The following is a 25613-nucleotide window of genomic DNA, read 5'->3' on the forward strand; positions in this document are numbered from 1 at the left end:
CAGGCGAACCGGAGGACTTCCGCCCGTCATGCCCGTGCTGCGGCGGACGCATGATCGTCGTCGAGGTACTCGAACGCCGGGGGCAGCCACGCGGACCGCGGGACGCTACCGCGACGAACCGGGAGACCGCTCTATGACCCGGCATGGAATAGTCGTCGAGACTTCAACCGCAGGCCCTCAGCCTCCGGTAACGGACCCAAACGCGTCCATGGTGATCGTCGACGCCGACGGGGCCGCCTTCAGCCGCTTACCGTGCCGACAACATCGCGCGGAGGCGCAACGAAGCCGCCTGTCCGCATCCATCCCGGCGCTTCCCGGCGACGGTCGCGCTATCGCCGACATCAGCCGCAAATCGAAATCCCTATAGACATCGACTGTAGCCCGCGGGTTCCTGCATGAGAGGCTTTCGTACGCCTGACGGCACCCGAAACCCTTCCCAATGTCGGCCGTTGAAGTTGAGCATGCCACCGCCCAATTGCGGACGTTGCCGGCGACCAAGAGGCAATTTGTAAACAAAGTTGCCGCGAGACTCGGACCGACCGGAACCGCTGGCCCCCTCGACAATACTTTCGATAGGTCTAATGTTGCGAGTGAGACACGGAAGTCTCCGCGCCGCTTTCGGCAGCGTCACCGACACTGCCGCGTGAGAGCGAGCGAGGCGCGCAGTGTGATGCTATCAAGCGTGGGGGCGCGGTCATGGACCGGAAGCTAGCTGCAATTCTTGCCGCGGACGTCGTCGGCTACTCCGCACTGATGGAGCAGGACGAACAGGGCACGTTCGAGCGCCTGAGGGCCGGCCGCAAGGAACTATTCGAACCCGAAGTTGCCGGCCACCATGGGCACATCTTCAAGCTCATGGGCGACGGTCTTCTGGCAGAGTTCTCTAGCGTCATGGACGCCGTCGAATGCGCCGTGGCGCTTCAGGGAGGCCTCGCAGAGCGCAATGCGGCCGTTCCCGAGGATCAGCGCTTCCAGGTGCGGATCGGCATCAATCTCGGCGAGGTGATCGTCGAAGGCGACGATCGCTACGGCGAAGGGGTCAACATAGCGGCACGCCTTGAGCAGATCGCGGAGCCTGGCGGCATCTATGTGTCCGGCAAGGTGGCCAAGGAGGTAGAGAAGAAGCTTGCCTTCGCTTTCGAGGCCATGGGCGAGCAGCGTGTTAAGAACATCGCAGAGCCCGTGGCGGTCTACCGGGTGAATCTTCATGGACAGCCACGGCGCCGCTTACTCAAAGCTCGTCGTTTGCGCCGTGGACGGCTTGTGCCGGCAGGATTGGTGCTTCTCGTGATGGTAGCTGCCAGTGCCGCACTCGGCATCCAAGGCTGGTGGAAATCATCGGGCGCGGCTGTTGATCAGGCCTCGATTGCCGTCCTGCCGTTCGAGAGCCTCGGTGATGATCCCAAATGGGAGCGGATCGCTGACGGGATTACGGAGGACATAGTCACCAACCTGTCCCAAGCGGACCAAGTTCTCGTCATCGCACGCCACTCAACCAAGGTTTACAAGGGCAAGGCTGTCGACGTCCGCCAAGTCGGCGCCGATCTGGGCGTGAGGTATGTTCTTACGGGCAGCCTGCAGGCGAACGACGGTCGCGTTAGCATCAGGACACAGCTTGTCGACACGGCCACAGGCGCCGACGTCTGGTCCGACCGCTACGATCGATCCGACGAAGACATCTTCGCGGTGGAGAGCGACGTCACCGCGAAGATCGCAAATAGCTTGGCGTCAACCAGCGGTGCGTTTCGTAGATCACAATTGAAACTCGCCCAGCACAAGGCACCCAACAGTTTGACGGCATATGACACCTATTTGATGGCTGACGCGGTGGCCCTCACTCCGGTCGGCGGTGTCACCAAAGATGGGTTGATTGAAGGAGAGAAGCTATTCCAAAAAGCCATAGAGCTCGATCCGCACATGTCGCGGGCCTATGTTGGCTTGGCCTACGTTTATTACCTGATGGGTGGCAAAGGTTTTTCTGATTTTCATGAGGCAAGTTCAAAGATGATGGAGGCCGCCCAAAAAGCGGTGGAGCTCGATCCGAACAATAATCTGGCCCATGCAGCTCTCGGCCAAGCCCTCAACACGCGTGGTGAGGGAGCGCAAGCCCTTGCCGAGTTTAACAAGGCGGAAACCCTTGGGCCAAACGACGCCGATACTCTTATGACGATTGCCACGAGCATTCCTGGACTCGCCGAGGGAGAATCTGCACGAGCAGTGCAACTCGCAGAACGAGCTATTTTGCTGAATCCATACTACCCTGACTGGTACAATTATAGTCTTTACGTTGCATACTTCTATGGCGAGCAGTTCGACAAGGCACTTAAATATGTAAAACTTATGAAGGGCGCCGGACCAATTGAGAGGGTTTATCTTGCCATGATATATGGTTACATCAACCAGCCGGACGAGGCGAAGAAAGCTGCTGCGGAGGTGCTCAAAAATGACCCCGGATGGACCGCGGAGAAGTTTCTCACCTTTCTTGGCGGGTTCGCCATGGAGCGCGAGACCGAGCTGCTTGCAGAAGGTGCACGAAAGGCGGGACTTGCGGCCTGCGCAACCGCCGCGGAGCTCAAAGACAACCCCAACATGATCCACGTGAAATCGTGTAACGGAGAGCGCGCCAAGGCGGCATCGGGCTGATGGAGCGCGTGGTGCGAATGGAAGCCGCTCCGCACAAAGCGCGAGCGGGCGCCGCCGGTCCGGGTTTGAGGCAGGTCGAACGGGCAGAGCGGGCGCAAAAACGTCAGCGCTAATGTTGAACTCGAGGTCGGCTTTCCAGTCTCCCCGTCCGGGAAGCCGCCCTTCGGCTTTCGTGAAGAGTTTCGGGCGCCGGCAGGCGTACGAAAGTCCCCGAGGAAGGAACCCGCGGGCCACAGGTCGATGTCTATGGGGATTTCGGATTTCGGCTGATGTCGGCGGTGGCGCGACCGCAACCGGGAAGCGTCGGGTTTGATGCGGACGGACAGCTTCGTTGCCTCGCCGCACGGCCTTGAAGGCTCCGCGCGCAGTCGGACGCTGCCCTTTCGGCGTCGATGATCACCATGGACGCACCTGGATCCGTTGCCGGAGGCTGGACGCCTGCGGCCGAACGCTCGACCATGCCATGCCGGGTCATGGAGCGGTCTCCCGGTTCGTCGCCGTTGCGTTCGGCGGCCCGCGCGGCTGCCTCCAGCGTTCGAACACCTCGATGACGATCATGCGCCCGCCACAGCAGGGGCATGCCGGGCGGAAGTCGCCCGGTTCATCCGGGGTGTCGTCGTCGGATGGCCCGGCGACGTCCAGGAGCTCGCGGGATCGCAGGCCGCGACTTAGCCGCCCATTATTTCTTCTTGGCGGGTCCGCCAATAACTGTAATGGTGCTCGGGCCGAATAGGCGTCTACTCGCTGTCCCACCTGTAGCAATTTACATCGCACTTTTCTTGGCGATCGAAAAGTTCGCGCCGTCTCGGACCTTGATTTTCCTGCCAGACTGGTTCGCGACGATGAGCCTCGTCTTTTGCGTCGTGACGGCAGCGATGGTCAATTTTCTCGCCGCGGTCTACGCGTTTCAACGCGCCGAAACGGCTGAGAACGCTCTGGACTTGGAGCATCAACGCTCAGAGCGCCTGCTTAACAGTCTGGTTCCCGCGGCGATTGCATCGCGACTCAAGGAACGACCGAAAGAGATCATATCGGATGATCTGCCGTCGGTTACCATTCTTTTCGCTGATCTCGTTGCGTTCACCCCGCGCGCCGCGATCCTGCCTGCGAGCGAACTTGTTTCACTGCTTAATCGAGTCTTTTCTGAGTTCGATCTTCTGACGGAGAAACATGGACTCGAAACAATCAAGACCATTGGCGACGCTTACATGGTTGCCGGTGGCGTCCCAGTGCCGCAGTCGGATCATGCCACTGCGGTGGCTGACATGGCCCTAGAGATGCTTGTTCTGCTACGTAGGCTATCGGACGAGATCGGACAGGAACTGGTCGTTCGGATCGGAATTGATAGCGGGCCGATCGTTGCCGGTGTGATTGGTAGCCGCAAACCGCTTTACGACGTGTGGGGGGACACGGTGAATACAGCGGCTCGTATGGAATCACATGGCGTTCCAGGACAAATTCAGGTCACCTCGCGGGCAAAGGAAGCGATCGGCCCGCTCTACATCTTCGAGGAGCGTGGTTTGATTGACGTGAAAGGCAAGGGTAGAATGCTGGTCTATCTACTGAAAGGGCATCGTTGCATCAAAGCGCGCTAACTCTGTTTCAGAGACGGTGTGTCCGCGCCCGCGGCGCTGGACGCCGTACCACAATGCTAATGAAGCACCGTCGGCAAGGCCGAGACCGAATGAGGCGTAGAGGCTATCTCTTGTTTTCTTACTTTGTCATCATCAGTTCGAAGTAGATGGCATGCGGCTCACGGGCTCCTCAATATCGCCGCTTTACCCCGCCGCCGGCCGGGCCGACAGCGTTCTATCAAAGTTATCGCTAAACAATCTCGCCAGTCATTTGGCTCCTGCACGCGGCCTGAATCCGGTTGCGAGGAGATCCCCGCGAACGAGGCGGATCGGACGGAATAAGTTTCGGCAACCCGCCTTTCGGCAGGCGTACTTTTCCTGGCTTGGGCAAGGCCGATATAGGTGGGCACGAAATGCCTAAGTGGGGAAGGAATTGGGTCAGGCAGATACCGACCTGAAGGTCCGCTCTTTAACATACGAGTCCCGAAGCTGTCCGTCTGCAGTCGGCCCCAAATCGGGTCAATCTCGGCGACACCGGCCCGCTCCCTTTGCGCCGAGCCTGTTCTATGGTTGCCCGAGAGACTGCACCTCCCCCGCTTCGCACCCCGGCAGCCTCACAGGTTTGGCGAGTTTCGCCAGCACTTCGGGCCTGGCGCACGCCGGGAAGCCGGCTAGCGACATTGTTTCAATGAACCGACTGCGCTCCATTGTGCTCAAGCCGGGTTCATTGATGATACTCTCGACGGTCAGGTCCGGTTGCTGCTTAAGAGTTTCCCTAACCGAAGCATTCGCCTCTTCGGTTCGATCCAGTGCCGCGAGGGCGCTGCTACGCACCACCCAATTCCACTTTTGGTAGTTGTTAGGCGCCATGCGCTCCAGCATCTTCAACGCGTCCTCATACCGGCCGGCCATAAAATAGGCACCGGAAAAGAAGTTGGACGTCCACATCGGATAGTTCGGGTCGAGCCGCTTTACTTGATCGACCATCTGAGCGCCGCGTTCGGGTTCACCGAAGCGGGCTGCAAAGCCGGAATAGAAAGTCAGAATTTCAGACGAACCGGGAGCAAGACGAAGGGCCGTATCCAGCTCAGCCTTGGCACGGACGATGTCGCCCTTATCGGCAAGACTCATACCAAACACCGCGTGTGCTTCAGCGTCGCTCGGGTCAAGCTGCACCGCGCGTTCGGCCACAGCGGCAGCCGCCTTGTAATTGCTCTCGGGATTGACACCAAAGACAGCCAAGAGATCATAAGCGTGATAAAGCTCTACCCAGGCGCGAGCCAGCCCGGGGTCCAGCTCGACGGCGTGGTTGAGAAGCGAGATGGCCTCCTCCTCATCGGCCTTTGTGAGCTTTTCAATCTCCTCGGTCCCGAGCAGATAGAAATCATAGGCATTCAGGTTTTCAGGTCGTTTACGTTTGGCCGCGGCCCGCCCGGCCGCCTGAATCAACCCTACACCGCCGCCCAGACGGTTGGTGACTTGCTCTGCAATCTCGGTCTGGACGGCGAACACGTCCTCAGCGGGCCGGTCCCAACGATCCGACCAAAGATGGTTGCCGGTTTTTGCATCGATCAACTGCGCGGTGATCCGCACTCGCCCATTTTGCCGCTGGATAGAGCCTTCAAGTACGAAGCCGACGTGGAGCGCACTTGCGACCAGGCGGGCATCCGCCGGCTTGCCCTTGTAAACTTCCGTCGAATTCCGGGCCACGACCTCAAGTTCGGGAAACCGCGCGAGGTCGGTGATGATATCCTCAGTCAAGCCATCGGCCAAACGCCCAGTGGCCTCGTCGCCGCCATAATTATTGAAGGGCAGCACCGCGACCGACGGCTTGGCCCCCAGCAGTGCAGGCTGAAAGAACCACCAGGTCCCTCCACCCGCCAGAGCCAGCACCACGATGGCCGCCGCAGCCGTCCCGGTCCAGCGCGGAATCATTCCAAGAAGCGGGCGGCGCACCCGTTTGCCGTCGAGTCTCAGCCGGTAGGTTCGCACTGGGCGGCTGATGTTTTTGACCTGCTGCTCGGCGGCGAAATCGAGCGGCCAATCAAGCTTGCCCTGGAGATGATCGTATGCCGTGCCCGACACCATCACGCCGCCCGGCTCGGCCAACTGCTCCAGCCGAGCTGCCACGTTGACGCCGTCGCCATAGACATCGCCCTCTACCAGCGCCACATCGCCCAGATTGATCCCAATGCGAAACACGATCCGCTCTGCCGCCAGCAGCCCCGCATTACGCTTCGCAGCTGCTTGCTGGATCTCCGCGGCACATACTACCGCGTCAACCACGCTGTCGAAGGCGACGAGCGCACCGTCGCCGATCAGCTTGACGATGCGGCCATGATGACGGGCTATCGCGGGATCGGTCAGCTCGGCGCGAATGGCCCTCAGCCGCGCGATGGTCCCGGCCTCGTCGGCTTCCATCGCGCTTGAGTAGCCGACCACATCGGCGGCCAGGATCGCCAACAGCTTACGGTTGAGCGGAGGGACAGGCATGATCGCGCCACTTCGAAGGTATGGCGGAGAACCGTACACCCATCGAAGTGCTGGGGCCACCATGCCGCCTTCGCATCCATTAAGCGGACGCGACGCCAGTCCGCTGTTCGGCAATTAGTAACGGGCTGAACGTCCTCTATCAGACGCCAAGAGCCGCCATTCCGCTGTCGTGAAGAGTATCGGGCGCCGACAAGCCTACTAACGTCCCCGAGGAAGGAACCCGCGGGCCATAGGTCGATGACTATCGAGATTTCGATGTGTGGCTGGCGTCGGGAAGTGGACTTGCCGCTGCGACACACCAGCGACGAGTAGGTATGTAGGATGCTCGACATTGAAGCGACCGCCGCAGGGCTAGTGGATCTCTTCGGCGCCGGCCAATCGGTGGCGTTGTTGACCACCACCAATTCAGCGGCGGCTAGTTCAGTCCCGGAACTGGACATCCCGTTCGCATTGGATGAAGCTGGACCTCGTCGGCACAACACGAGTTTGGAGCGACTCGCCACACAACAATGGAGAATTGCTATGTCAACAAGGCTGTGCAACCGCCACGGAGTGCCGATCGCCTCTCCGATGGTCGAAGAGTTTGCTGCCGGCCTCGCCGGAAAGATGATCCAGCCCGCGGATCCCGACTACGATACGGCGCGCCAAATCTGGAATGCGGCGATCGACCGCCACCCGGGGCTGATCGTGCGCTGCCTCGGTGTGGCCGACGTGATCCAGGCGGTGAGATTCGCCCGCGCGAACGACCTTCTCGTAGCAGTGCGCGGTGGTGGCCACAACGTTGCGGGACGGGCGCTCTGCGACGACGGTATCGTCATCGACCTGTCGGCCATGCGGGGGGTGCTGGTGGATGCCCGAACGCGAACGGTTCAGGTGCAGGGCGGAGCGATGCTCGGCGATCTAGATCGGGAGACCCATTTGCACGGACTGGCGGTGCCCACGGGCGTCGTCTCGAAGACCGGCGTCGCCGGGCTGACACTCGGTGGCGGCGTCGGCTGGCTGGTTCGAAAGCATGGTCTGAGCTGTGACAACGTCATTTCGTTCGAGGTTGTCACGGCAGCAGGCGATCTCGTTTCGGCTGGTGCAGAAGAGAATTCGGATCTCTTCTGGGCGCTTCGAGGGGGTGGCGGCAACTTCGGCATCGTGACATGCTTCCGCTTTCGGGCCCAGCCGATTTCTATGGTTCTCGGCGGGCTGATCGCGCATCCCCGCGAGCGGGCCGGCGAGATGCTGCGCTTCTACCGCGACTTCATGGCGACGGCGCCTGAGGAACTAACCGCCTATGCAGCCATGGTAACGACCCCGGACGGGATGCCGGCTGTAGCCATGATCGGCTGCTGGTGCGGTGACATGGCCGAGGGAGAGCGCGTACTGGCGCCGCTGCGCGCCTATGGGCCACCAGCCCTCGACGCAATCCAGCCGATGCCTTTCCCTGCGATGCAGGGCCTACTCAACATGGCCTTCCCGGACCGTTCCCACAACTACTGGAAGGCGAGTTTCGTGCCCAAGCTGACCGATGAGGTCATTGATCTTTTGGTGGAGCACGGTAACCGCATGCAATCAGCCCTCTCGGGAGTGGTAGTCGAATTCTATGGCGGTGCGCCCGGTCGGGTGAGCGCTTCTGAGTCCGCCTTCACCCAGCGCCAGGCCGAATACAACATCGGCATCACTGCGCAATGGTCCAATCCGGCCGAAAGCGCCAAGCATATTGCTTGGGCGAGGGCGATGTACGAAGCGCTGGAGCCTTACTCGAATGGCAATCATTTCCTGAACTTTCAGAGCGAAGCAGGCGACGATGTGATCAGAAGGTCGTTCGGCAAAAACTATGATCGGCTCGCCGAGGTGAAGCGGAAATATGATCCAACGAATTTCTTTAGCTTAAACCAGAATATTAAGGCCGCCGCAGCCTGAGCCAGCGCTCGATGAGGTGTGAGGTAGTATCTGGCTGATATCCGCCTGGTCGGATCACGTAATAGCCTGTTGAGGATGAAGCCTGCAGCTTCAGGATGCTGAAACATCCGCTCTCAGGAAAAGCCAACTCCTTATCTACGAGTTAGATGAGGTCGACACCAGAACCGCAGCTAACCGCAAAACGCCGCGCAACCCGGACCGACCGCTCACGGCCCGAATACGCCGTGCCGTGGTCGATTTTGCGACGGTAGGTGCTGCGCATTTTTGACCTCAGCCAGGGCGGGTTACCCACTCTAGGAAAAGACGCTTGGGACAATCGCTTGCTCCCGCAGCTGTGAGCGAAGTTCAGTCCACGACGGATCAGAAACGAAACTGCTCAGACCGCCACATGCATCAGCGAAAGGCATATCGCCGAAGCGGTCGATGACCTCCCTGGTTTCGCCAATGCTGCCCTGTCGGATTGACTCGAATGGATCCTCATCGCATTCAATGACGCGATGCCCCCAAGCTCCTGGCACATCATCGCTCACGAGAGCGCGTCGAAGGTCCGCATCCATGTCTGCGGTCTCTAGAGCCCGACAAATGACATAGCGCATCAGGGGATAGTAGACCGGCTGGTGACTGCCTCCGAGCGCGCGCACGCCGGGCAGGATCGACAGGACCAGAAACATAAGGAGCAGGTTCGGAACAAGGCTGCGGTTCGTCAGCCGCTCGATGATATCGGGAGCCGCGAAGCGAGCTACCTTCGTTCTGGCCGCCAGATTGATGAGTTCTCCACCCACCATGCGCAGCGGCAGGCGCTTTCCGTTTTCATAGTACCAAAAGAAATCGGTACCGCGGGCTAGCCAGCCACCCCAGGGGCCAGCCGCCAGCCTGTCGATCTCGTCAAGGATATTCAAAGCCAGCTTTGGGCTTTCCAGCAACCTCGTACGCAGCCAGGAGCCCTCGTCTGACAGGTGGTCCGCCACCAGGTCGGCAACATCCTCATCGTCGATTTGCAGGAAGGCAAAGCTCTCTCCGAACAGTTTTGGCCAGAGGATGCGATTGGCTGCCTTGATGGCATGCGCAGGCCGCTCGAACTGCGTCTTCGGCAGAAGACTGCGAAGCAGGGCGAGGGCATCTCCCTCGGCATTTGGCTCCGCTGGCACCAGCTCGAACCGGTATGATCCAGGCCCGGTCAGAAGGCCGTATCCGATCATCCGGCTTCGGCTGAGACCGAAGACGTTGACCGGCTTCCCGTCAAGCTTGATCCAGCCTGGCCCCTTGCGGGGCTTTTCAACGAGACTCACCGTTGAAACGGCATAGGAAACGTAGCTCGAGCAGCCATGCGCCGAGAGGCCAAGCAGGCTGAAGATGTGGGTGTAGTAGGCCTCTGGCTCCATGAGGAGAAACAAATGCGGGCCGGTCTGCAACACGCGGCGTTGCTCTAGATCTTTGCATATTTGGGAGACGGCGTTGATCGGCAATCCGTTTCGCTTTCCCGCATTCCTGATCGTGTCGACCAGCTTGGCAAGCGCGCGGCTGCGAATTTCGGGTTCCAATTTCTGGGTAGGCGCTTCGAACAAGCGGGACGCATAATCGCGAAGCGGGCGGCAATGATAGGAGCGCGTCCAAGGATAGAGCGTCGCCAGAGAGTCCAGCACCGCCTGCTTGGCGTCTGTGTCGGTCGCTAGCTCATCCACCTCACGGTTCATCCTTTCGCTGCGCGATGCCGATGCTCAATGCAGGAATGCTGATCAGGAGCACCACCCCGAATCCGAAGAAGATCGTCGAAGGAAATACACTCTCGCCCATAGCGCCAGCGATGCTGAATATGACCAGTCCCAGCGCGACAGCGAGACTGTGCATGACGCCCTTGGCCCTGCCCAATGCATTGTCAGGCATACGCGACTGCAGTGTGACCTCGATGCTCACCCGGCCCAGATTGTAGAGAAACCCAAGCGTGGCGAAGACGATCAATGTCCAGGGCGCGCGCGCAGTGATCAACGACATCAACGCGAGCGCCGTTGAGGCCAAAAGCATGAGGTGCAGTATAGGACCACTTATCGCTCGTGTCAGCCTGACGAGAACAGCCGCCCCAATAACCGAACCAGCCGACCACGCGGCCTCAAGGTAGCCGAAATCGGCGGCGGTGCCTTGCTGCTCTTCGAAGACGAAGCTTGATCCCATCACCGTGACCAGCACCGCGCCTCCATAGAAAAGGGCATAGGCGGCAAACAGATCGAGGAGATGCTTGTCGATGTTCGGTGCCAGGCCTTTGGCTGTTCTGACACCTTGCGGGAGGCGGCCTGGCCGCATCCAGGACAGTGAGACGGCTGAAACGAGGAACAACAGGGCGAGCACCATGAACGTCAGGGCAGGGGAGCGCCCACCCAGTAGTGATCCGGCTAGCAACGCTGCGCCGAGGCTGCCTAACTGCATGATGAAGAAGATGATGGAATTCGTTGCCGCAAGTTCGGCGCCTCCCGTCACGAGCGGGATCATCGCTTGCGAAGCGATCAGAGCGACACGATCGCAAATCGAAAAGAGCGCCGCTGACAGGCAGAGCGTTAAAAAGGCGTCCCGGTAGAGAAGCGTGCAAGCCGTGGCGAGCAAGATGGCAACGCGACCGAGGTCGGCCGTGATGTTCAATCGCTGTCGGTCAAACCGGTCCGCTGCCAGGCCGGCTAGAGGGCTTGCAACGAATTCGACGACACTGACGGTCGCAAGCAGTATCGCCACGCCGGCGCTTCCGCAGCCTGCTGCGACAACAGTCCAGGCGGATGCGATGTAATACCCGTTTCGTCCGACTGCCGCCAATAGCGTGCTGGCCATGAATCCAAGCCATAGACGGGACTGGATGCTTGATCTCAGGTCAGCGTGAATTTGAATTGCATTTGACAAGGGCTGCGCATCCAATCGGCGCTTGTCATACCCACTGCCCAGATTGCCGCTTAACAATCACGCTTGTTTTTTCAGTTCGTTGCTGAAATCAGCGGAAGTTTTGAATCAAATCCTGGATCGGCGGCGGTATTCCCTCGGACTAACACCGAATGCCCGCTTAAAGGCGATCGTGAAATGGCTTGAGCTGCCGAACCCGCATTCCAGCGCGATCTCCGTCGCCGACAAGTTGGTCGATCGCAGCATGTCGGCGGACTGGTCCAGTCGACGCCGCGCGATATACGCGTGTGGCGTCATCCCGGTAGATTGCTTGAAAGCCCTGCTGAAATGGAAACGGCTGACACCGACCTCCTTTGCCAGATCGGCGAGGGTGGGTGTCTCGTCCGACGAGGCTTCGATCATTGCGATCGCTCGTTTGAGATCGAAGGCTGACAGCCCGCCTTTCGCCGGCTCGTTATAGTGGCCGTTGCGCCTGACCATCTGAACGAGCAAGTGCATCGCCTGGCTCTCGACCATCGTCACGCTGATCGGATCGGGCTGCCTGAGCTCGATGGCGATCCGCTGCAACGCCATCTCCACCGTGCTGTCCCGAAATCCGATCGAAGCCGGCAGGTCGCCCGAGCGACGGCGCACCATCCCGCCGAAGGCTTCGTCGGCGAACCCTTTTTCAATTGAGACGAGCAGGTAGGCGGCCGTCGGTTCTCCCTCGTCCCACCCCGTCCAATCACTGCCGGCAGGCATATGGATTACCGAGCCAGCCGGCCGTGGCGAGAACGAGATCCGACGCCCGTCGACGAAATCCTCTCCGCGGCTTGCCGCCCCTTTCAGGTTCATCAGGAATATGTGGCCCGGGAACGAAATTGCTGTTTCCTGGCGCTCCAGACCAGTTCTCCTGATCAAGTCTGCTCGTATGTTGCCCCAACTCTCATGTTGGTGTGTAAGCGTCTGGTGCTGTGAACGGCGGATCTTGTTCGGATCGAGGCAAGGGGTGTCCACGGATGGCAGCAGCCTTCTTACTAAGAGTAGCCCGCCCTCCCGTGTTGTGCCTAACCAGAGGTTGCTGGACAAATCACAACTAACTCAGGATTGGCAGAAGATGTGACTTTAGTAAAAAAATGGCAATCGTAGGAAAGCCGCTCGTATTTAGCAGGCCTACCAGTGCCCCGGCCAAGACTCGAATCAATCTGAAACATTAGACCACTCTTAATTGAGTGGAGTTTTCTCATTGATCTCTTGGCATCTCACCAAAGCAACGGTGCGGGAGGAATGCGCGATGCGAGGGCTCAACGATTTTCTGGCCGAGTGCGACCAAGGACCACGGATCAACCAACTAGCAGGGTTTTTTGCGGCAACCGCAGCGGGCAAAAGCGGGATGCCAGTTCGCAAGCCTCAGGCCGACCCCCGCCTTCTGCCCAGCGATGAACTCCTGCGCGATCTCGTTGGCCTGCACGCAGCCCGGCAAGGCTTTTTCGACCAGCACTATCACGGCAGCATTCCCTACAGATTGGAGGAGGAGTGCCGGATGGCCTACGCGGTGCTGAACTATGCTCGGCGGCGTGGATCCGCGCTGTCGCTGTATAGCCTTGGAACAGCCGAAGGCACGATGGCCAGAACCCTGTCAGAATTTTCGGATGGGCAGATTCTTTCGCTGTCCTGCAGCCCGAACCCCGAGAACTACAAATCCTTCATGGCGTATGGCGAACCGGCCCACGCCGAATTCTTCATCGGCCCGTTCCACTGGTTGACCAAGGATGCGCTCGGATCTGATCGGCGGCTGAAGAAATTCACGCGAGGCTTTGACGTCATCCTGGAGGACACAACCTTCCAGATGTACTCGCCCAACAGACCCAAGCAGATCGAGTTCGTAACCCAGCACCTCAAGGAGGGTGGCATCTTCGTCTTCGTCGAAAAATTCAGGGCGGGCGATGAAAGCGACTACCAGCGTCGAGAGTACCAGAAGGACTATGGCTTCAAGGCGAGGTACTTTCCCCCGGACGAAATCGCAAAAAAGAAGACGGACGTCCTCGGGACCATGTTCAACAATGAGGTTACGCTGGCAGAGATGGCGCGCTCCATAGGTGCGCATTTCAGGTATTGCACGATGACGTGGAACAGCGGCAATTTCTGCAGCCTAGCGGCAAGCAACAGCAAGGAAAATCTCGATCTCTACGCCTCACAGATGCCAACGCCGGCCATTCCGCATGAATATGTCTACGAGACCAGCGTATCTGACGCCGCGACGATCGCCATGACGGACAGTCCGGTGTGACGGAGCCAATGGGGTGCCAGCTGCGCCGAGGCCCATGCAGCCAGGTGAGACTGTTGATACAGCTGAGTGCCGCCCGTCCGCAAAACGGATCCGATCGCATTGCGGTGAGACAGACGCCTACCGAGGGGATAGGTCACGAAGCTCTAGCGAGATGACGCGGAACGGGAACGCTATCCAGTTGCTGACCTACGCTTTTGCGGCCGTGGATCACGGCAGCATGCGTCAGGCCGCAAGAGCGCTGAGGGTCCAGGAATCCTCGGTCAGCCGCAACGTCGTCAAACTCGAACAGCAGCTCGACATCCAGCTGTTCGAGCGCGATGTGCGCGGCGTTCGCTTGACTAAAACAGGCCGCGCCTGGATCGAAATCGTGCGGGCTCACTACGACGGCCTGCTCGATGCTTTCGCCGAGCGTGTGCGCGATAACAAGGATGCCAAGACACTCAGGATTGGGCTGTGCTGCGTGACAGGAGGAGAATTCCTCAAACGCCTCATCGAGCGTTTCGGCAAGCTATACCCGGACGTAAGGCTGACCATTGAAGATGTCCCATCGGGCCAGCGCCTTTCTGCAATACGCCGCAGGCGCTTCGACCTTGTGTTCACACATCACATTGGCACCGCCAAATTCTGCAGCAGCGAAGTGTTCTGGCAAGAGCGCCTCTTCGTGCTCCTGCCGTCCTGTCATTCTCTTGTCGAGAGGCCAGTGCTCAGATGGTCCGACCTCGCGGACATGCCTCTGCTCGTCCCGTACGGGCTGGAAGGGCCGCCGTCGGACCTGTGCCTGCTCGAACGCATTGCGGCCGGTGGCGGGCCGGCCATTCATACGTGTCGCGCGAACCAAGCGACCGTCATTTTCCAGGTGCAGCTCGGGCAAGGCATCACTTTGGCAGAGGCGAGCTATGCCAGGACAATTGCCATCGATTCCGCCCGGTGGAAGCCTCTGAGTGGGAAAAACAGCGTTAGTTCAATCAGAGGCATCTGGCTTGAATCGAATCCAAAGCGCGCGGTCCTGCGTCTTGTCGGGCTTGCCAAGAACATGGCGGACGCCAGTCAAAGGCCGAGAGCACCAAAAAACGGTACGCCAGGAGCTATGCCCGACGGAATGAGCTGGCGGAGCGCCGCCCCTCAAGACCCATCCTGCGAGACTAAGTCAGTTTCGCATTCGGACGCCGGATCGCCGCTCTCCTGAATGGACAGTTGAAGATGTCGTCAGGAAAAGCGACCGGGACGGATCGGCGGCTGATGCCGTCCCTCGAAGACGGTCTTTTGCACCAACGCTCCCTTGAGATTATCGTGCTCGAAGGCGCTCGCCATGCGCTTGGCCTCTGCCGATAGGCAGCGTCGCAAGCGTCCTACATTCGAAGAGGGAGTATCCATGCCACGCACGCGATTTGCTCTTCGCCCGTCGGACCAGGCGCGTCTGACCGCCAAAATCGGAATCGACCTCGAAGCCAGGAGCAATTGCCTAGCGGCGCCTGCCTCTTAACGGCTGCGCTACTTCTCCTTCCTCTGCTTGCCACGGCCGCGCCGCTGAGTCCCTTTGTCATCGACGGCAACACCATCGAAATTCACGGGCAGCGAATTCGGTTGAACGGCATTGACGCGCCCGAACGCGCGCAGCTCTGCATTGACGCCGTCGGCAAGAAATATCCTTGCGGGCAAAAGGTATCTCTCGCGCTGGCGGATTTTCTCGAGGCGCATTGCCCGACATCCTGCATCGAGGTCGCTCGCGATCAGTTCAGGCGCATGGTGGCAGTCTGCGCCGCCGGCGGGAATGGATGGGCGTCAGGGTCATGCGCTCGCTGACGCCGGTACAGCACTGGCTTCTATGCTCAAGCCCAGCGTGAGCTATGGCAGCGCGGCGCGGCATCTGGACTGTTTCGTTCACCGCGCCGTGGGAATGGCGGAAAAAGATCGAACGTTACGACGCCCTTTTTGCGAACGCCCAAACCATCAGCGGGTATTCCTCGTCGTTGCTCAAATCCCGCCACATTCCGTAGGCTCGCACCGGGCCGCCAATATGGGCCTTGGCGCAAGTCTTGTTGCCCCACCCAAATGCCTGCACGTCGTCCTCGGCGAAGCCGCCTTCGATCATCAGCTGTTTCAGCCCTGCGGGTGTCCAGCGGTTGTAGTCGTGCGGCCGCGCATGCACGCGAAACAAGAAAGGTGTTGCCACCATCGCCCAGCCGCCGGGCTTCGTCATTGCGTGGATATTGGCGGCCGCCGCTTGCGGCCGCTGCACATGCTCCAGCACCTGGTCAGCGATGACGATGGAATATTGCTCGTCGGTGCGGTCCTTGCAGATGTCGAACTCGGGAAAATCTACAGACCGGTAATCCGGGCACAGCGCCCGCCAGTAGCGGTTCCAGCCCGGCGAAATCTCGATCACGTCGCGCGACTTGCGGTTGGCGGCTTCGAGGAAAACCGTGAAGGCTTCGATCTGGCGGATGCGCAGCCAGTTGCGGCTGTCGTAGCGAAGCAGCCGCTTCACTGCATGCTTGCCGCGGTTTTTCAGGGCACCGGCAAGGCTTGTCATTCTCGACCTCCTCCTGCCCGCCGCAAAACCGTCATATCCCGCAAAGCGTACAAAAGAATGACGGTGTGAGGGAGCCGGCGTTAACGCGCCGGCTCACACAGTCAGAAGCTCGTCAATAATTGCAGAAGCTCGTCAATAATTGCCGTTGTAGTAACGGTCGTCACAAGGCGCCGTGTAGATCCGGCCGTAGCGGTCCTGATAGCGGCAGAGCTGGTCCTCGCGGCGCTGCGGAGTTGTAGCCGAGCCGACGACGGCGCCCAGCAGCGCGCCGCTGGCCGCGCCGATGACCGTGCTCTTGGTGTTACCGCCGATAGCCTGGCCGACGAGCGCGCCGCCGGCGCCGCCCAATAGCGCACCGGTGGTGGCGCGCTGCTGGCCTTCAGTCTGCGACTGGCAACCCGCAAGTGCTGCGGTGATCAGCACCGCCAGAATAGCCTTCTTGATGATCATCACTGGAACTCCTCTGAAGCCCCGCGGACTGACGGACAGGGGCGAACGAAGCCGATGCGGTTGCATTGCGGCGGAACGGCGGCGCGGCTTCTCACGAAGTGAGTCAGGGTTTCCCATGAGTTGAAAGCCATGGTTTCCAAAGTGCAAAAGTAGTCGGGCGGACGCTTCGATTTAATCTCGACTGGAATTGCCATGCGCTGCCCGCTAGAATTGACATTCGTCCCGATGGTGCAAGGCGATGGACAAGGTTGCTGCGGCCCGCGAACCTCCTACGGAGAGGCGAAGGGTTCGCGCGGCTCAATATGTACGAATGTCCACCGAGCACCAGACTTATTCCCTCGAGAATCAGAAGGATGCAATCCGCAGCTATGCAGAGGTCATGGGGTACGACATCGTCGCCACCTATGAAGACCCCGGCCGTAGCGGGTTGCACATAGAAGGCCGGCCCGGGCTCAAGAAGCTGCTGTTCGACATTGAACACGGCCTCGCCGATTACGAGACTGTCGTCGTCTATGACGTGAGCAGATGGGGCCGGTTCCAAAGCGTCGATGAAAGCGCTTCCTACGAATATCGATGTCAGATGGCGGGTGTTCGGATTGAGTTTTGCGCCGAGCAATTCGCGAACGATGGCACCGTCGGATCCGATGTACTCAAGGCCATAAAGCGCAGCATGGCTGCAGAGTACAGCCGGATGTTGTCACAGAGGGTCTTCTTGGGCCAGGTGAGGATGGCCCGCATGGGCTTCCACGTAGGCGGCATCCAGGGGCTTGGACTAAGGCGTCTGATGGTTGACCAGTTCGGACGGCCCAAACTCATCCTCGCCCGCTATGAATACAAGAACTTCCAGACAGACCGGGTGATCATCGTGCCGGGGCCACCGGAAGAGATAGCTACTGTTCGATTGATCTTTCGCCTGTTTGTCCGGTCACGCAAAAACGAACCTCAAATCGCAAAATATCTGAATGACCGGGGGATCCTGAACGACTTCGGTCGGCCTTGGAAAGCCGATGGCGTGCGCCGTGTCCTGACCAATGAGAAATATATCGGCAACAACGTCTGGAATAGACGCTGCACCAAACTAAAAACCAAGGTTGTGTACAATCCCCCGGACCAATGGGTCAGAGCGGACAACGCCTTTGAGCCTATCATCAGTCGCCAATTATTCGACAAAGCACAGCAAATATTGAAATCGCTTTATCTTCACATGAGCGATGACGAGATGCTGGCAGTCCTACGAAGACTCTACAAACGTCATGGGAAACTGTCGTCCGACATCATCAACGCAGCGCCCGAATGCCCTTCGGCCTATCGCTATAGCGCGCATTTCGGAGGTCTGCTCGGCGCATACAAGCTGATCGGTTGCCTGCCGCCCAGAAAGTCTCATTTCATCGAAATTGACAGGCGCCTCAAGGCTATCCGCGATCATGCATTAGAAGACCTGCTGGTCGCGATTGAACAGGCAGCCGGCCACGCTTCCCAGGACCCTGAAACGGAGATCATCCGCATCAATGGCGAGTTGACCGTAGCGCTCGCGATCGCCAGGTGTCGCGTTTCGCATTCTGCCTATCCCCGCTGGTCTTCGCGGGCCGTGCGAGAGGCCAGGGCGGGTATTTTCGTCTTGATCCGCATGCAGCCGGGCAATCTGATCATTCGCGACTACCTGATCGCTCCGACGCATGAAATTTCCGGGTTCAAAGGAGATTTCCATGTCAACAATGGAATGAAGCTGGATGCGTTTCTTTTCCGATCGCTAGATCCGCTCGTTGCGCTGGCTGAGCGAACATTCGTCGGGAGCCCCACATGAGGGAGCGCCGCACAGTTTTAGGCTTGGAAGCCGCCGACCTTCTTTTGCAGAATAACCGCACAAGACATGCGGCGCTTTTGGAAAAGATGCAAGAGCCCAACAGATGGTTCACCGGTCCCTGGCTGTGCAGAACCTATCAGGCGGAATGCCAACGAACGCGGGACATGATCGCCGAAGCTATTATCTCTCGGCATCTGCTGCAGACGATCGCCGAGGTGTTTCGATATCCGATCAAGCAGGAATCGTTCCGTCGCCTGCTATCGGCCGAAAGCCTGGCCTTCGTGCCGAAGGCCCTGGCTGAAGGACCTACTTTGAACCTGCTTGCGGAGAGTTCAGCGCCAAGCCCGTTGGTCAATGGAGTTTCTCCCGAGGCTCTCAAGCTTTTGCAGGATTGGAATGTGCCGCCACAGGTCTTCGCTTCCTTGCGCAAGATGGTTCCGGAAAGGCAGCTCAAAGCGGCAAGGCTCATGATCGCCCTGAAGAGAGTGAGCTTTCACTATGCGCAACTCCTCTCAACGCTTACTCCGGCGTCGCAGTTGGTGGATCCCTCCAGGCCGAGAAAGAAGTTTGTCGGGGTGACAGCCGACCAGCTGGCCGCCATGGAAGCTGAGTTTGATTTGCTGAACGAAGAATTTCTGTACTGCGCCAGCCTTTGTGGCACCTGGGCGCTGGAGTTGATGGTGGCAAGGCTCTATCTCGACCGGCTGATGGAAAACGCGCGGGTGGTTAGACACCTTGCGCGGGATTTTCCGGAGCAGCTCGCAAGGTTCCAAATGATACTGGACATTCCAGCGGGTCAGGAAGCTTTGACGAGCCAACCGGTAAAAACCGGGCTAAAGCGCACGCATTTTGTCTTCTGAGTTGGCGCCTTCGGGCAAGACGCTGCCCGCTCGCACCAAATGACGCGCTTCTCCCAGCAGCTACACGACCTGGCTGATCCAGGCGCCGACGACAGCGTCGCTGCGATGCAAGCCAGGCCGTAAGGGATCGGTCATCACCCTCAGTTTCGTGGCATGCTGTGGACCTCGAGCCGGACCGGCCCGCCCCGATCGCAGTTCGTGCAGAAAAGCGCCCGTTCGACCGAGCTGAACAGGGCTTCCCTGCCGTAACGCCGGATCAGCCCTTCCGGCTTTACCATGGCGTGATGCGAGCATTTCGTGCACCAGGTGACCTGCCATGAACATTCATCCAGCGGCGATTAGAACCTTGGCCGTTTCTGTTACGCCGTTTGGCGCGGGTTGAGCAACCGGCGGAGGCGCGGAGCCTTCGATCAGCACAGCGTCGGAGCCGGTTGCGGCGACGACCTCGGCGTATCCCGCCGGGGTCTGGTAGCCGAGCGAGGAATGAGGCCTCGCGGTGTTGAAGTCCTCCCGCCATTCGGCGATGGCGCTGCGGGCGTGGTCGAGGCCGAAGAACAGGCTCTCGTTCAACAGCTCGTCGCGCCTCCGGCCGTTGAAGGATTCGACGTAGCCGTTCTGCATCGGCTTGCCCGGCGCGATGTAGTGCCATTCGATCCCGTAATCCTTCGACCAGGCGAGGATGGCGTTCGAGGTGAACTCGGTGCCGTGGTCGGAGACGATCTTGCCCGGCTTGCCGCGCTGGGCGATCAGTTCCGTCAGTTCACCGGCAACCCGACGGCCGGAGATTGAGGTGTCCGGGATCGCGGCCAGACATTCGCGTGTCACGTCGTCGACGATGTTGAGCACACGGAACCTCCGGCCGCAGGCGAACTGGTCATGCACGAAATCCAGCGACCAGCGCGCGTTCGGCTTTGCATTGACCGGCGGCGGGCGGCCGTATGCGCCGCCCTTTAGATATGTTCCCGACCGAGGAAACTACACAGATTGCACATTTCCGCTCACGAATATAAATGTGAGTCGGGGATTAGGGTTGGGGAAATGGCTGTAACTGAGATTATGACCAGACAATTAGACCCAGACAACGACACATCATGGATCCTAGTATAGCGTGCGATAACCAGCAGTGCAGTCTTCCAGAGTTTCGCGGTACAGAGGTGCAAGCCATTACATCCGCCGCGCTGTGTCTTGCGATCAGCGGCGGGGGCAAGCAACCTGCCGTCACAAGAAATGGTGGCAGGTTCAGAATGGTTGCCGCTTGGAACACTGATCACGACGGCCCATTGGCGTTAGGGTAGACGGCCGCTGCATCTGGCGCGCCGGCCACCTATTCCACTTCCCTGAAGTTCTGCAATGACGCGTGCCGCAAATCCTCCTCGCCCTGCAAGTGTTTCACGCGGCCGATGATCCCAGCCGCTGCATGTCCTTGGGCCCGGTCGCAGGGTGCTCGGCCCGATGGAGCCGACGGGGCAGAGACTTGCGATTTCACGCAACCAAGTCAGTTTGCCGGCATTAATATGTGGAACGCGCCGGAGGAGGCCTATGCTACACTATAGCGTGCCCCGGGAACTTGAGATCGGTGACGAGGTCGCGCTGACGGGTACGGTCACCGCGATGCTGCCTAGCGGACGGGCCAAAGTAAGCATTCCGTCCTATGACTCGCCCTATTCGGTTGACCCACCGCCTAAAACCCGCGCTGGAGATAAAGTCGTTCTTGTTGGGGACGTCATCCGCATTGATCGCCAAGCCGACAAGTTGACGGTGCGGATTGACTGCGGCGGCGTGGTCACCGTCGGACGCTCGGCGATTACCAGGCTGAGAAAGCACCGGCGCTCTTCATCGCGCTGACGCAGAGTGCGCCACGATGTCTGCCGCGCAACTCGCAGTGGTTAGCAGTCGAGAGCGCTAGCTTTGCTATGTGGGTTCACCAGAGCGAAGCCGAGGCGCCTTCCTATGAGCGGCGGCCACGCCGGATCTCGGCGGAACCGGTGAACGCGATCGGCAATGCCGTGAAGGGGATATCGGCAACAGAGACGGGAGGAAGTTGACAGCATTTTCGCGGCGGCGATGCCATCGCCAACCTCGCCCGAGTCTCGTGACACTTCGACGGAACGGGTGACGACTTCGCGTGTTCTTTACTCGCGGCAGCAAAGGAGCAAGGTCATGGTGGCACCCCGTGCGGTTTGGAAAGGGTTCCTGAAGGTCGGGTCGGTTTCGTGCGGCGTGAAGATTGTGGGTGCGACCAGCGAGGCCTCCAAGATCCATTTCAAGATTTTGAACCGTGAAGACGGCCTGCCTGTCAAAAGCGCATATGTGGATGAAGAGACCGGGGATGTCGTCGAGAGCGAGCACCAGGTGAAGGGTTACGAGGTGGACAAGGACCATTTCATCAAGATCGAGCCGGACGAGATCAAGAAACTCAAGTTGACATCGGCGCACACGCTCGAGGTCGATTCATTCGTCGCAATCGAAGATGTCGACACCCGATATCTGGAAAAGCCTTACTACCTCATCCCGGCGGACGAAGCTTCCCTCGAAGCCTTTTCCATCCTACGCGACGCGATGGCGAACAAGCGGGTGGCTGCACGCTCTTGCGTGGTGCTCTACCAGCGCGGGCGCGAGGTGCTGATCCAACCCTTCCAAAACGGGATGCTGCTGACCGAACTGCGCACTCACAACGAGATGACGTCGGAAAAGACCGTGTTCAGTAGCTTGGAAAGCCCCAAATACGACGAAGACCTTCTTGAGATCGCCGGGCTGTTGATCGACAAGAAAGTCACCAAGTTCGATCCGTCGAAGTTCGAAGACACATACGAGGATGCGTTGATTGCGATGATCGACGCCAAGCGCAAAGGCAAAGCACCGCCCAAGCCGGCGCCGGCGCCAAAAGAGAACGTCATCGACCTGGCCTCGGTGCTTCGCAAGAGCCTGGCCAAGGAAGGCATCAAGGGCGGCACCAAATCCAAGGGCCGAAAGTCGGCGTAGTGATGCGGGCGCTGTCAAGCGTCGAGAATGAAGGCGGGCTCTTTGTCCGCCTCGCGGCTTAGCCCCTCAACCTGGGCCCTCCGCCCCGGGCACCTTTAGGGGACGCCCGCCGCTGCCGTGAATGGGGCGGCCGGCAATGACGGGACCGGGAGAGATTGTTTCGTTTGTCGGGCTAAATCGTGCGTCGATCATCAGAGAGGCCCGGTCTCTGCGACAGGCGAAAGACCTTGACCATTAAGCTTCTCCCGTCTTTTCGAAAGGTGCTGCCGGAAGCTGGCGGGCTTTTTGCCGGGCGGCTGGAACATGTGTCAGAGACCAAGGTTCGGGAGCGGGCCGCCTTGTCCGGGCGGTCCTCCATCCTTTCAGCTATCCCCTGGCGCCCCTAACACCTTCCCTCAGTTAGAGGCGCAAGAGAGCTGTTGATCAGCTTTCAACCAAAACCCGCAACCGTCCCCTCAGTGGCGGGTTTTTTATTGCTAGCTGGAACACGTGGCACAGACAAATGTTCGGGAGCGGACCGCCTTCTCTGGCGTCTCTCCACTTCTGTCAGCTGCCCGCTGGCTCCGGCCGGCGGGCTTTTTAGTGTTCGGGTCGGGAACAGCTCGACTAGTCGCAAGTTCGGGCGAAGGCGGCGGCGCGTCCGGGTCTTTTCGCGACGCTGGCCGGCCCGCGCGCCTTTGTTGGGTGGGGCGCGGGCCTCATGCTGGTGTGCTGGCTCCGGCCGGCGGGCTTTTTTGCGCAACGTGGGAACTTGTATTTCTCGGCAGGTTCGAATGACGGCAGCCTCCGTGCTGCTGGTCCGGCTCCCTCCTGGCCGGGCCCGCTTCCCCGCCACCCCGAGGCGGGCCCACGGAGCGGGGAACATTCCGGGCTAACAAAGTTCGTCCTGCCATGACCAGGCTGATCCCTCACGACCGATACCGGACATGAGCGGACCTGGCGGGCTTTTTGTGCGCTTATGTGGGAACTTGGCATTTCTCGGCAGGTTCGAAAGGCGGCAGCTCCCCTGCTGCCGGTCAGGTCCCCCAAGACCTGGCCGGGCCCGCTTCGCCGCCAGTGAGGCGGGCCCACGGGCGTCGCGGGTGGTCGGCGCCTTACTTCCTGATGATCCAATCCACCAAGGCAGCATCAGGGCGCTCGCACCCCGTGAGCTCGAAGATGAGGCTCCTAGCCAGGTTGCGCCATTGACACCTAGGCACGTCAGTTTCCGAGACCAAATTTCGAAATACAGACCGGACAATGTCTGCATGGAAAGCGGACACGCGGTGCCGCTCATCTCTGAGCGCCTCGTCCATCTTGCGCCGGCGAAACCGCTTCAGAAGCTCCTGCGACGCTGCGATTGCACGCCGGGTTTGGGCTATGTCACCCTGAATTGAGGTAATGTAGGCCCTGGAGTGGTGCTGCAATAGCAAACTGGCGTCAAGCACCGCCCGCGCGATGTCTGTACGGCTTTCGATCATAGCTACCTCCCAATAGCTACAATTTAACAAGCCGAATCTAATGCAGTGCTCAGAAGGATTCAAATGTCGGTTTTCGCCCGAGCAGACCCGCCGGCCGCGGACTGGGACAGGATACCGCGCCTATCGCGGGAGCTGATCGAAAAAGGTCGGCCGGCGCTCAGTGGGCGGGGGACTTCAGGGTCTAGAATGAGCGCCGGCCGCTGGCGTCCGATAGGTCCGCCGCGTGGCAATGTAGCGCCCGACGAATGGGCGTCAAACGGGCGTGATGATGAACTGCGGATGCTGCTCTTCACGGAAGCAAATTCGTCCCGCGCCACTCATGTCGGCTTGTCCACCAGCGGCTTCTTCCGTGTCGCCTTGCGGGTTTATGGGTGCTGCACAGGGGAGCTATTTCCGCAGCCCTGGGAATAAAAGGATCGTTGCGCCATCTTGCGGATCCAGCCGCTCATGGCTCGGCTGCTCGTGCCACATCACCTGACGCAGATCGCGCATGTCGACCGGCTGTCCGCAGATCTCGCACTTATAGAAATGTTCGCCCTCGTCGGCGGGCTCGCCGTCGTGCGGCTTGCCGGGGATCGGCGGGCCAAGGTCTGAAAGCTTTGTCATGGGGTCAGCAACATGCTGAGATGGTAAAAGTTCCCGGAGCTATTTTAGCTAAAGCTGATCGAATCGCGGTATAGCAATCGCTGGGTGGCGCAACATGCCACAATATCGGGTTGAGATCATGGCCGGGGAATCGGTCGTGTCTTGGCGCATGCTCATGGCGCAGCTTCCTTCAAGGCGGCCCAGGCATACATCGGCAAGTCTGTCACATTATGGCGCCAGGAGGAACACTGGCTGCGTGTCGCGGAGACCAAGGGCGAAAAGCGAACCTTCGCTTACGTTTCTCGGACGGCATGAGCCGGCGGCGAGCTTAGGCACCAGCCTTGACCTTCATCAGCTGCTCTCTGGCTTCAGCGACCCGTCTTTGCGCGTTTCGTATGGTGTCACAGAGGGCAATGTCGATGCTCACGCCATATCGCTTGTCCAGCATCCGTTCGAGACGAGTGAGTTCGGATTCAGCTTGGTTTACACTCAGCCTGGCCTTGGCAAGCTCCAGCTCCAAAATTTCAGCCATTGTTTTCGTCCGTTGCGTTCCCTTCCATTAGGAAATCGACATATTGCGCTTTGGTTCCGGTTCGCTCGTCCGGCGCTTCAGTATGAGCGGAACCTAATATCCCCAAGCGACTTGTGTCGAAATGAGCACGCGTGGCATGAACTTCCTCGACCGATGGATCGCGAACAACGTCCCTGAGACCACAAACGCGGATGTCATCTCGGTCGACGAGTTGACGCACAAGCTCATCGCCGATGCCAAGTCGGTATCAAGCGGGAGGAGATCGACGAAGAGGTCGACAGCCTCTACCGCACCATCTTCGACGCCCTAGTGCGCACACAGCAGGCGTGCAGCGGCCGCGGCCCGGCGAACTTCGGCTTCGCTCGGGGCGGGGTTTTTATTGCGAGCTGGAACATGTATCACCGACAAAGGTTCGGGAGCCAGCCGCCTACTCCGGGCGGCCGTCCACTTCTGTCAGCTGCCCGCTGGCTCCGGCCGGCGGGCTTTTTGTTGCCGGCTTCGTTTCCGTTTCCTGAGCTTCTCTTTGTGCCTTCAAACGGGCAGTCTTAGCCTCGCGCTGGGCCCGCTCCTCCGCTTGAATCTCCCTTGAGGCCCGGTCCGACTCGGCGTGGACCTTCATCATGTTGCGCACTGCTCG

General features: G+C 59.6%; 19 protein-coding genes and 3 pseudogenes. 12 read left to right on the forward strand and 10 right to left on the reverse strand.

The features are described 5' to 3' along the window. Positions 1-208: 208 nt before the first annotated feature. Positions 209-367, forward strand: a complete 159-nt coding sequence (locus tag FJW08_RS32655; RefSeq protein WP_246682273.1) for a hypothetical protein — start codon at positions 209-211, stop codon at positions 365-367. Positions 368-696: 329 nt separating this feature from the next. After that, a complete protein-coding gene (locus tag FJW08_RS07995) occupies positions 697-2643 on the forward strand; it encodes an adenylate/guanylate cyclase domain-containing protein (RefSeq protein WP_140810076.1) in 1947 nt (648 codons plus the stop codon). Between the two features lie 471 nt (positions 2644-3114). Here the strand turns inward: FJW08_RS07995 and FJW08_RS32880 are convergent. Continuing rightward, a pseudogene (locus tag FJW08_RS32880) lies at positions 3115-3297 on the reverse strand (IS91 family transposase); the annotation flags it as partial. On the opposite strand from FJW08_RS32880, the gene FJW08_RS08010 reads away from it, so the two are divergent. Beyond that, on the forward strand, positions 3267-4238 hold the full coding sequence (locus tag FJW08_RS08010; RefSeq protein ID WP_348642658.1) for an adenylate/guanylate cyclase domain-containing protein: 972 nt from the start codon (positions 3267-3269) through the stop codon (positions 4236-4238). The pseudogene FJW08_RS32880 and the gene FJW08_RS08010 overlap by 31 nt on opposite strands. Before the next feature lie 543 nt (positions 4239-4781). On the opposite strand, the gene FJW08_RS08015 is transcribed toward FJW08_RS08010, so the two are convergent. After that, a complete protein-coding gene (locus tag FJW08_RS08015) occupies positions 4782-6710 on the reverse strand; it encodes an adenylate/guanylate cyclase domain-containing protein (RefSeq protein ID WP_140810079.1) in 1929 nt (642 codons plus the stop codon). A 321-nt stretch (positions 6711-7031) separates the two neighbouring features. Here FJW08_RS08015 and FJW08_RS08020 point away from each other — a divergent pair, with 321 nt between their 5' ends. Then, a complete protein-coding gene (locus FJW08_RS08020; protein ID WP_246682275.1) occupies positions 7032-8621 on the forward strand; it encodes an FAD-binding oxidoreductase in 1590 nt (529 codons plus the stop codon). A gap of 293 nt (positions 8622-8914) precedes the next feature. Here the strand turns inward: FJW08_RS08020 and FJW08_RS08025 are convergent, their stop codons facing one another. The 3 genes from FJW08_RS08025 to FJW08_RS08035 form a co-directional block, all read right to left on the reverse strand. Beyond that, positions 8915-10315 carry a hypothetical protein gene (locus FJW08_RS08025; protein ID WP_140810080.1) on the reverse strand — a complete coding sequence of 467 codons (1401 nt, stop codon included), beginning with the start codon at positions 10313-10315 and terminating at the stop codon, positions 8915-8917. Further along, entirely contained in the window at positions 10305-11435 is a 1131-nt protein-coding gene (locus FJW08_RS08030) for an MFS transporter (protein ID WP_140810081.1), read from the reverse strand. The genes FJW08_RS08025 and FJW08_RS08030 overlap by 11 nt, the downstream gene beginning before the upstream one ends. Before the next feature lie 174 nt (positions 11436-11609). After that, positions 11610-12401: an AraC family transcriptional regulator gene (locus tag FJW08_RS08035; protein WP_224617095.1), complete on the reverse strand. Its 792-nt coding sequence runs from the start codon at positions 12399-12401 to the stop codon at positions 11610-11612. A gap of 373 nt (positions 12402-12774) precedes the next feature. Between FJW08_RS08035 and FJW08_RS08040 the strand changes: the two genes are divergently transcribed. Together FJW08_RS08040 and FJW08_RS08045 are read left to right on the forward strand one after the other, a co-directional pair. After that, entirely contained in the window at positions 12775-13770 is a 996-nt protein-coding gene (locus FJW08_RS08040; RefSeq protein ID WP_140810084.1) for a class I SAM-dependent methyltransferase, read from the forward strand. A gap of 178 nt (positions 13771-13948) precedes the next feature. Continuing rightward, positions 13949-14956, forward strand: coding sequence for a LysR family transcriptional regulator (locus tag FJW08_RS08045; protein WP_181182869.1), 1008 nt, complete (start codon positions 13949-13951; stop codon positions 14954-14956). A gap of 305 nt (positions 14957-15261) precedes the next feature. Here FJW08_RS08045 and FJW08_RS32330 read toward each other — a convergent pair whose 3' ends face one another. The 3 genes from FJW08_RS32330 to FJW08_RS08060 all read right to left on the reverse strand — a co-directional run bounded on the left by FJW08_RS32330 (position 15262) and on the right by FJW08_RS08060 (position 16753). After that, positions 15262-15468: a hypothetical protein gene (locus FJW08_RS32330; RefSeq protein ID WP_181182870.1), complete on the reverse strand. Its 207-nt coding sequence runs from the start codon at positions 15466-15468 to the stop codon at positions 15262-15264. A gap of 220 nt (positions 15469-15688) precedes the next feature. Beyond that, positions 15689-16303 (reverse strand): methyltransferase domain-containing protein, encoded by a 615-nt coding sequence (locus FJW08_RS08055; RefSeq protein ID WP_140765769.1) that lies wholly within the window; start codon positions 16301-16303, stop codon positions 15689-15691. 132 nt (positions 16304-16435) lie between these two features. Beyond that, a complete protein-coding gene (locus FJW08_RS08060; protein ID WP_140765768.1) occupies positions 16436-16753 on the reverse strand; it encodes a YMGG-like glycine zipper-containing protein in 318 nt (105 codons plus the stop codon). 238 nt (positions 16754-16991) lie between these two features. Here FJW08_RS08060 and FJW08_RS08065 point away from each other — a divergent pair, with 238 nt between their 5' ends. Together FJW08_RS08065 and FJW08_RS08070 are read left to right on the forward strand one after the other, a co-directional pair. Further along, positions 16992-18557, forward strand: coding sequence for a recombinase family protein (locus FJW08_RS08065; RefSeq protein ID WP_140810086.1), 1566 nt, complete (start codon positions 16992-16994; stop codon positions 18555-18557). Then, positions 18554-19417, forward strand: a complete 864-nt coding sequence (locus FJW08_RS08070) for a plasmid partitioning protein RepB C-terminal domain-containing protein (RefSeq protein WP_140810087.1) — start codon at positions 18554-18556, stop codon at positions 19415-19417. The genes FJW08_RS08065 and FJW08_RS08070 overlap by 4 nt, the downstream gene beginning before the upstream one ends. Before the next feature lie 324 nt (positions 19418-19741). Here the strand turns inward: FJW08_RS08070 and FJW08_RS08075 are convergent. Beyond that, a pseudogene (locus FJW08_RS08075) lies at positions 19742-20332 on the reverse strand (integrase core domain-containing protein); the annotation flags it as partial. A 624-nt stretch (positions 20333-20956) separates the two neighbouring features. On the opposite strand from FJW08_RS08075, the gene FJW08_RS08080 reads away from it, so the two are divergent. The 3 genes from FJW08_RS08080 to FJW08_RS32335 all read left to right on the forward strand — a co-directional run bounded on the left by FJW08_RS08080 (position 20957) and on the right by FJW08_RS32335 (position 24453). Continuing rightward, on the forward strand, positions 20957-21262 hold the full coding sequence (locus FJW08_RS08080) for a preprotein translocase subunit YajC (RefSeq protein WP_140764545.1): 306 nt from the start codon (positions 20957-20959) through the stop codon (positions 21260-21262). Between the two features lie 315 nt (positions 21263-21577). Further along, the gene (locus FJW08_RS08085) at positions 21578-22399 is read left to right on the forward strand and encodes a Ku protein (protein WP_140810236.1); all 822 of its coding nucleotides are present in this window, start codon (positions 21578-21580) and stop codon (positions 22397-22399) included. 1907 nt (positions 22400-24306) lie between these two features. Then, positions 24307-24453: a hypothetical protein gene (locus FJW08_RS32335; RefSeq protein ID WP_181182871.1), complete on the forward strand. Its 147-nt coding sequence runs from the start codon at positions 24307-24309 to the stop codon at positions 24451-24453. Between the two features lie 319 nt (positions 24454-24772). Here FJW08_RS32335 and FJW08_RS08100 read toward each other — a convergent pair whose 3' ends face one another. Beyond that, on the reverse strand, positions 24773-24976 hold the full coding sequence (locus FJW08_RS08100; protein WP_140810090.1) for a hypothetical protein: 204 nt from the start codon (positions 24974-24976) through the stop codon (positions 24773-24775). Positions 24977-25097: 121 nt separating this feature from the next. Between FJW08_RS08100 and FJW08_RS08105 the strand changes: the two are divergent. Next, positions 25098-25288: pseudogene (locus FJW08_RS08105) on the forward strand (hypothetical protein); the annotation flags it as partial. Positions 25289-25613 lie beyond the last annotated feature (325 nt).

The organism is Mesorhizobium sp. B3-2-1, assembly GCF_006439515.1.
Taxonomy (GTDB): domain Bacteria; phylum Pseudomonadota; class Alphaproteobacteria; order Rhizobiales; family Rhizobiaceae; genus Mesorhizobium.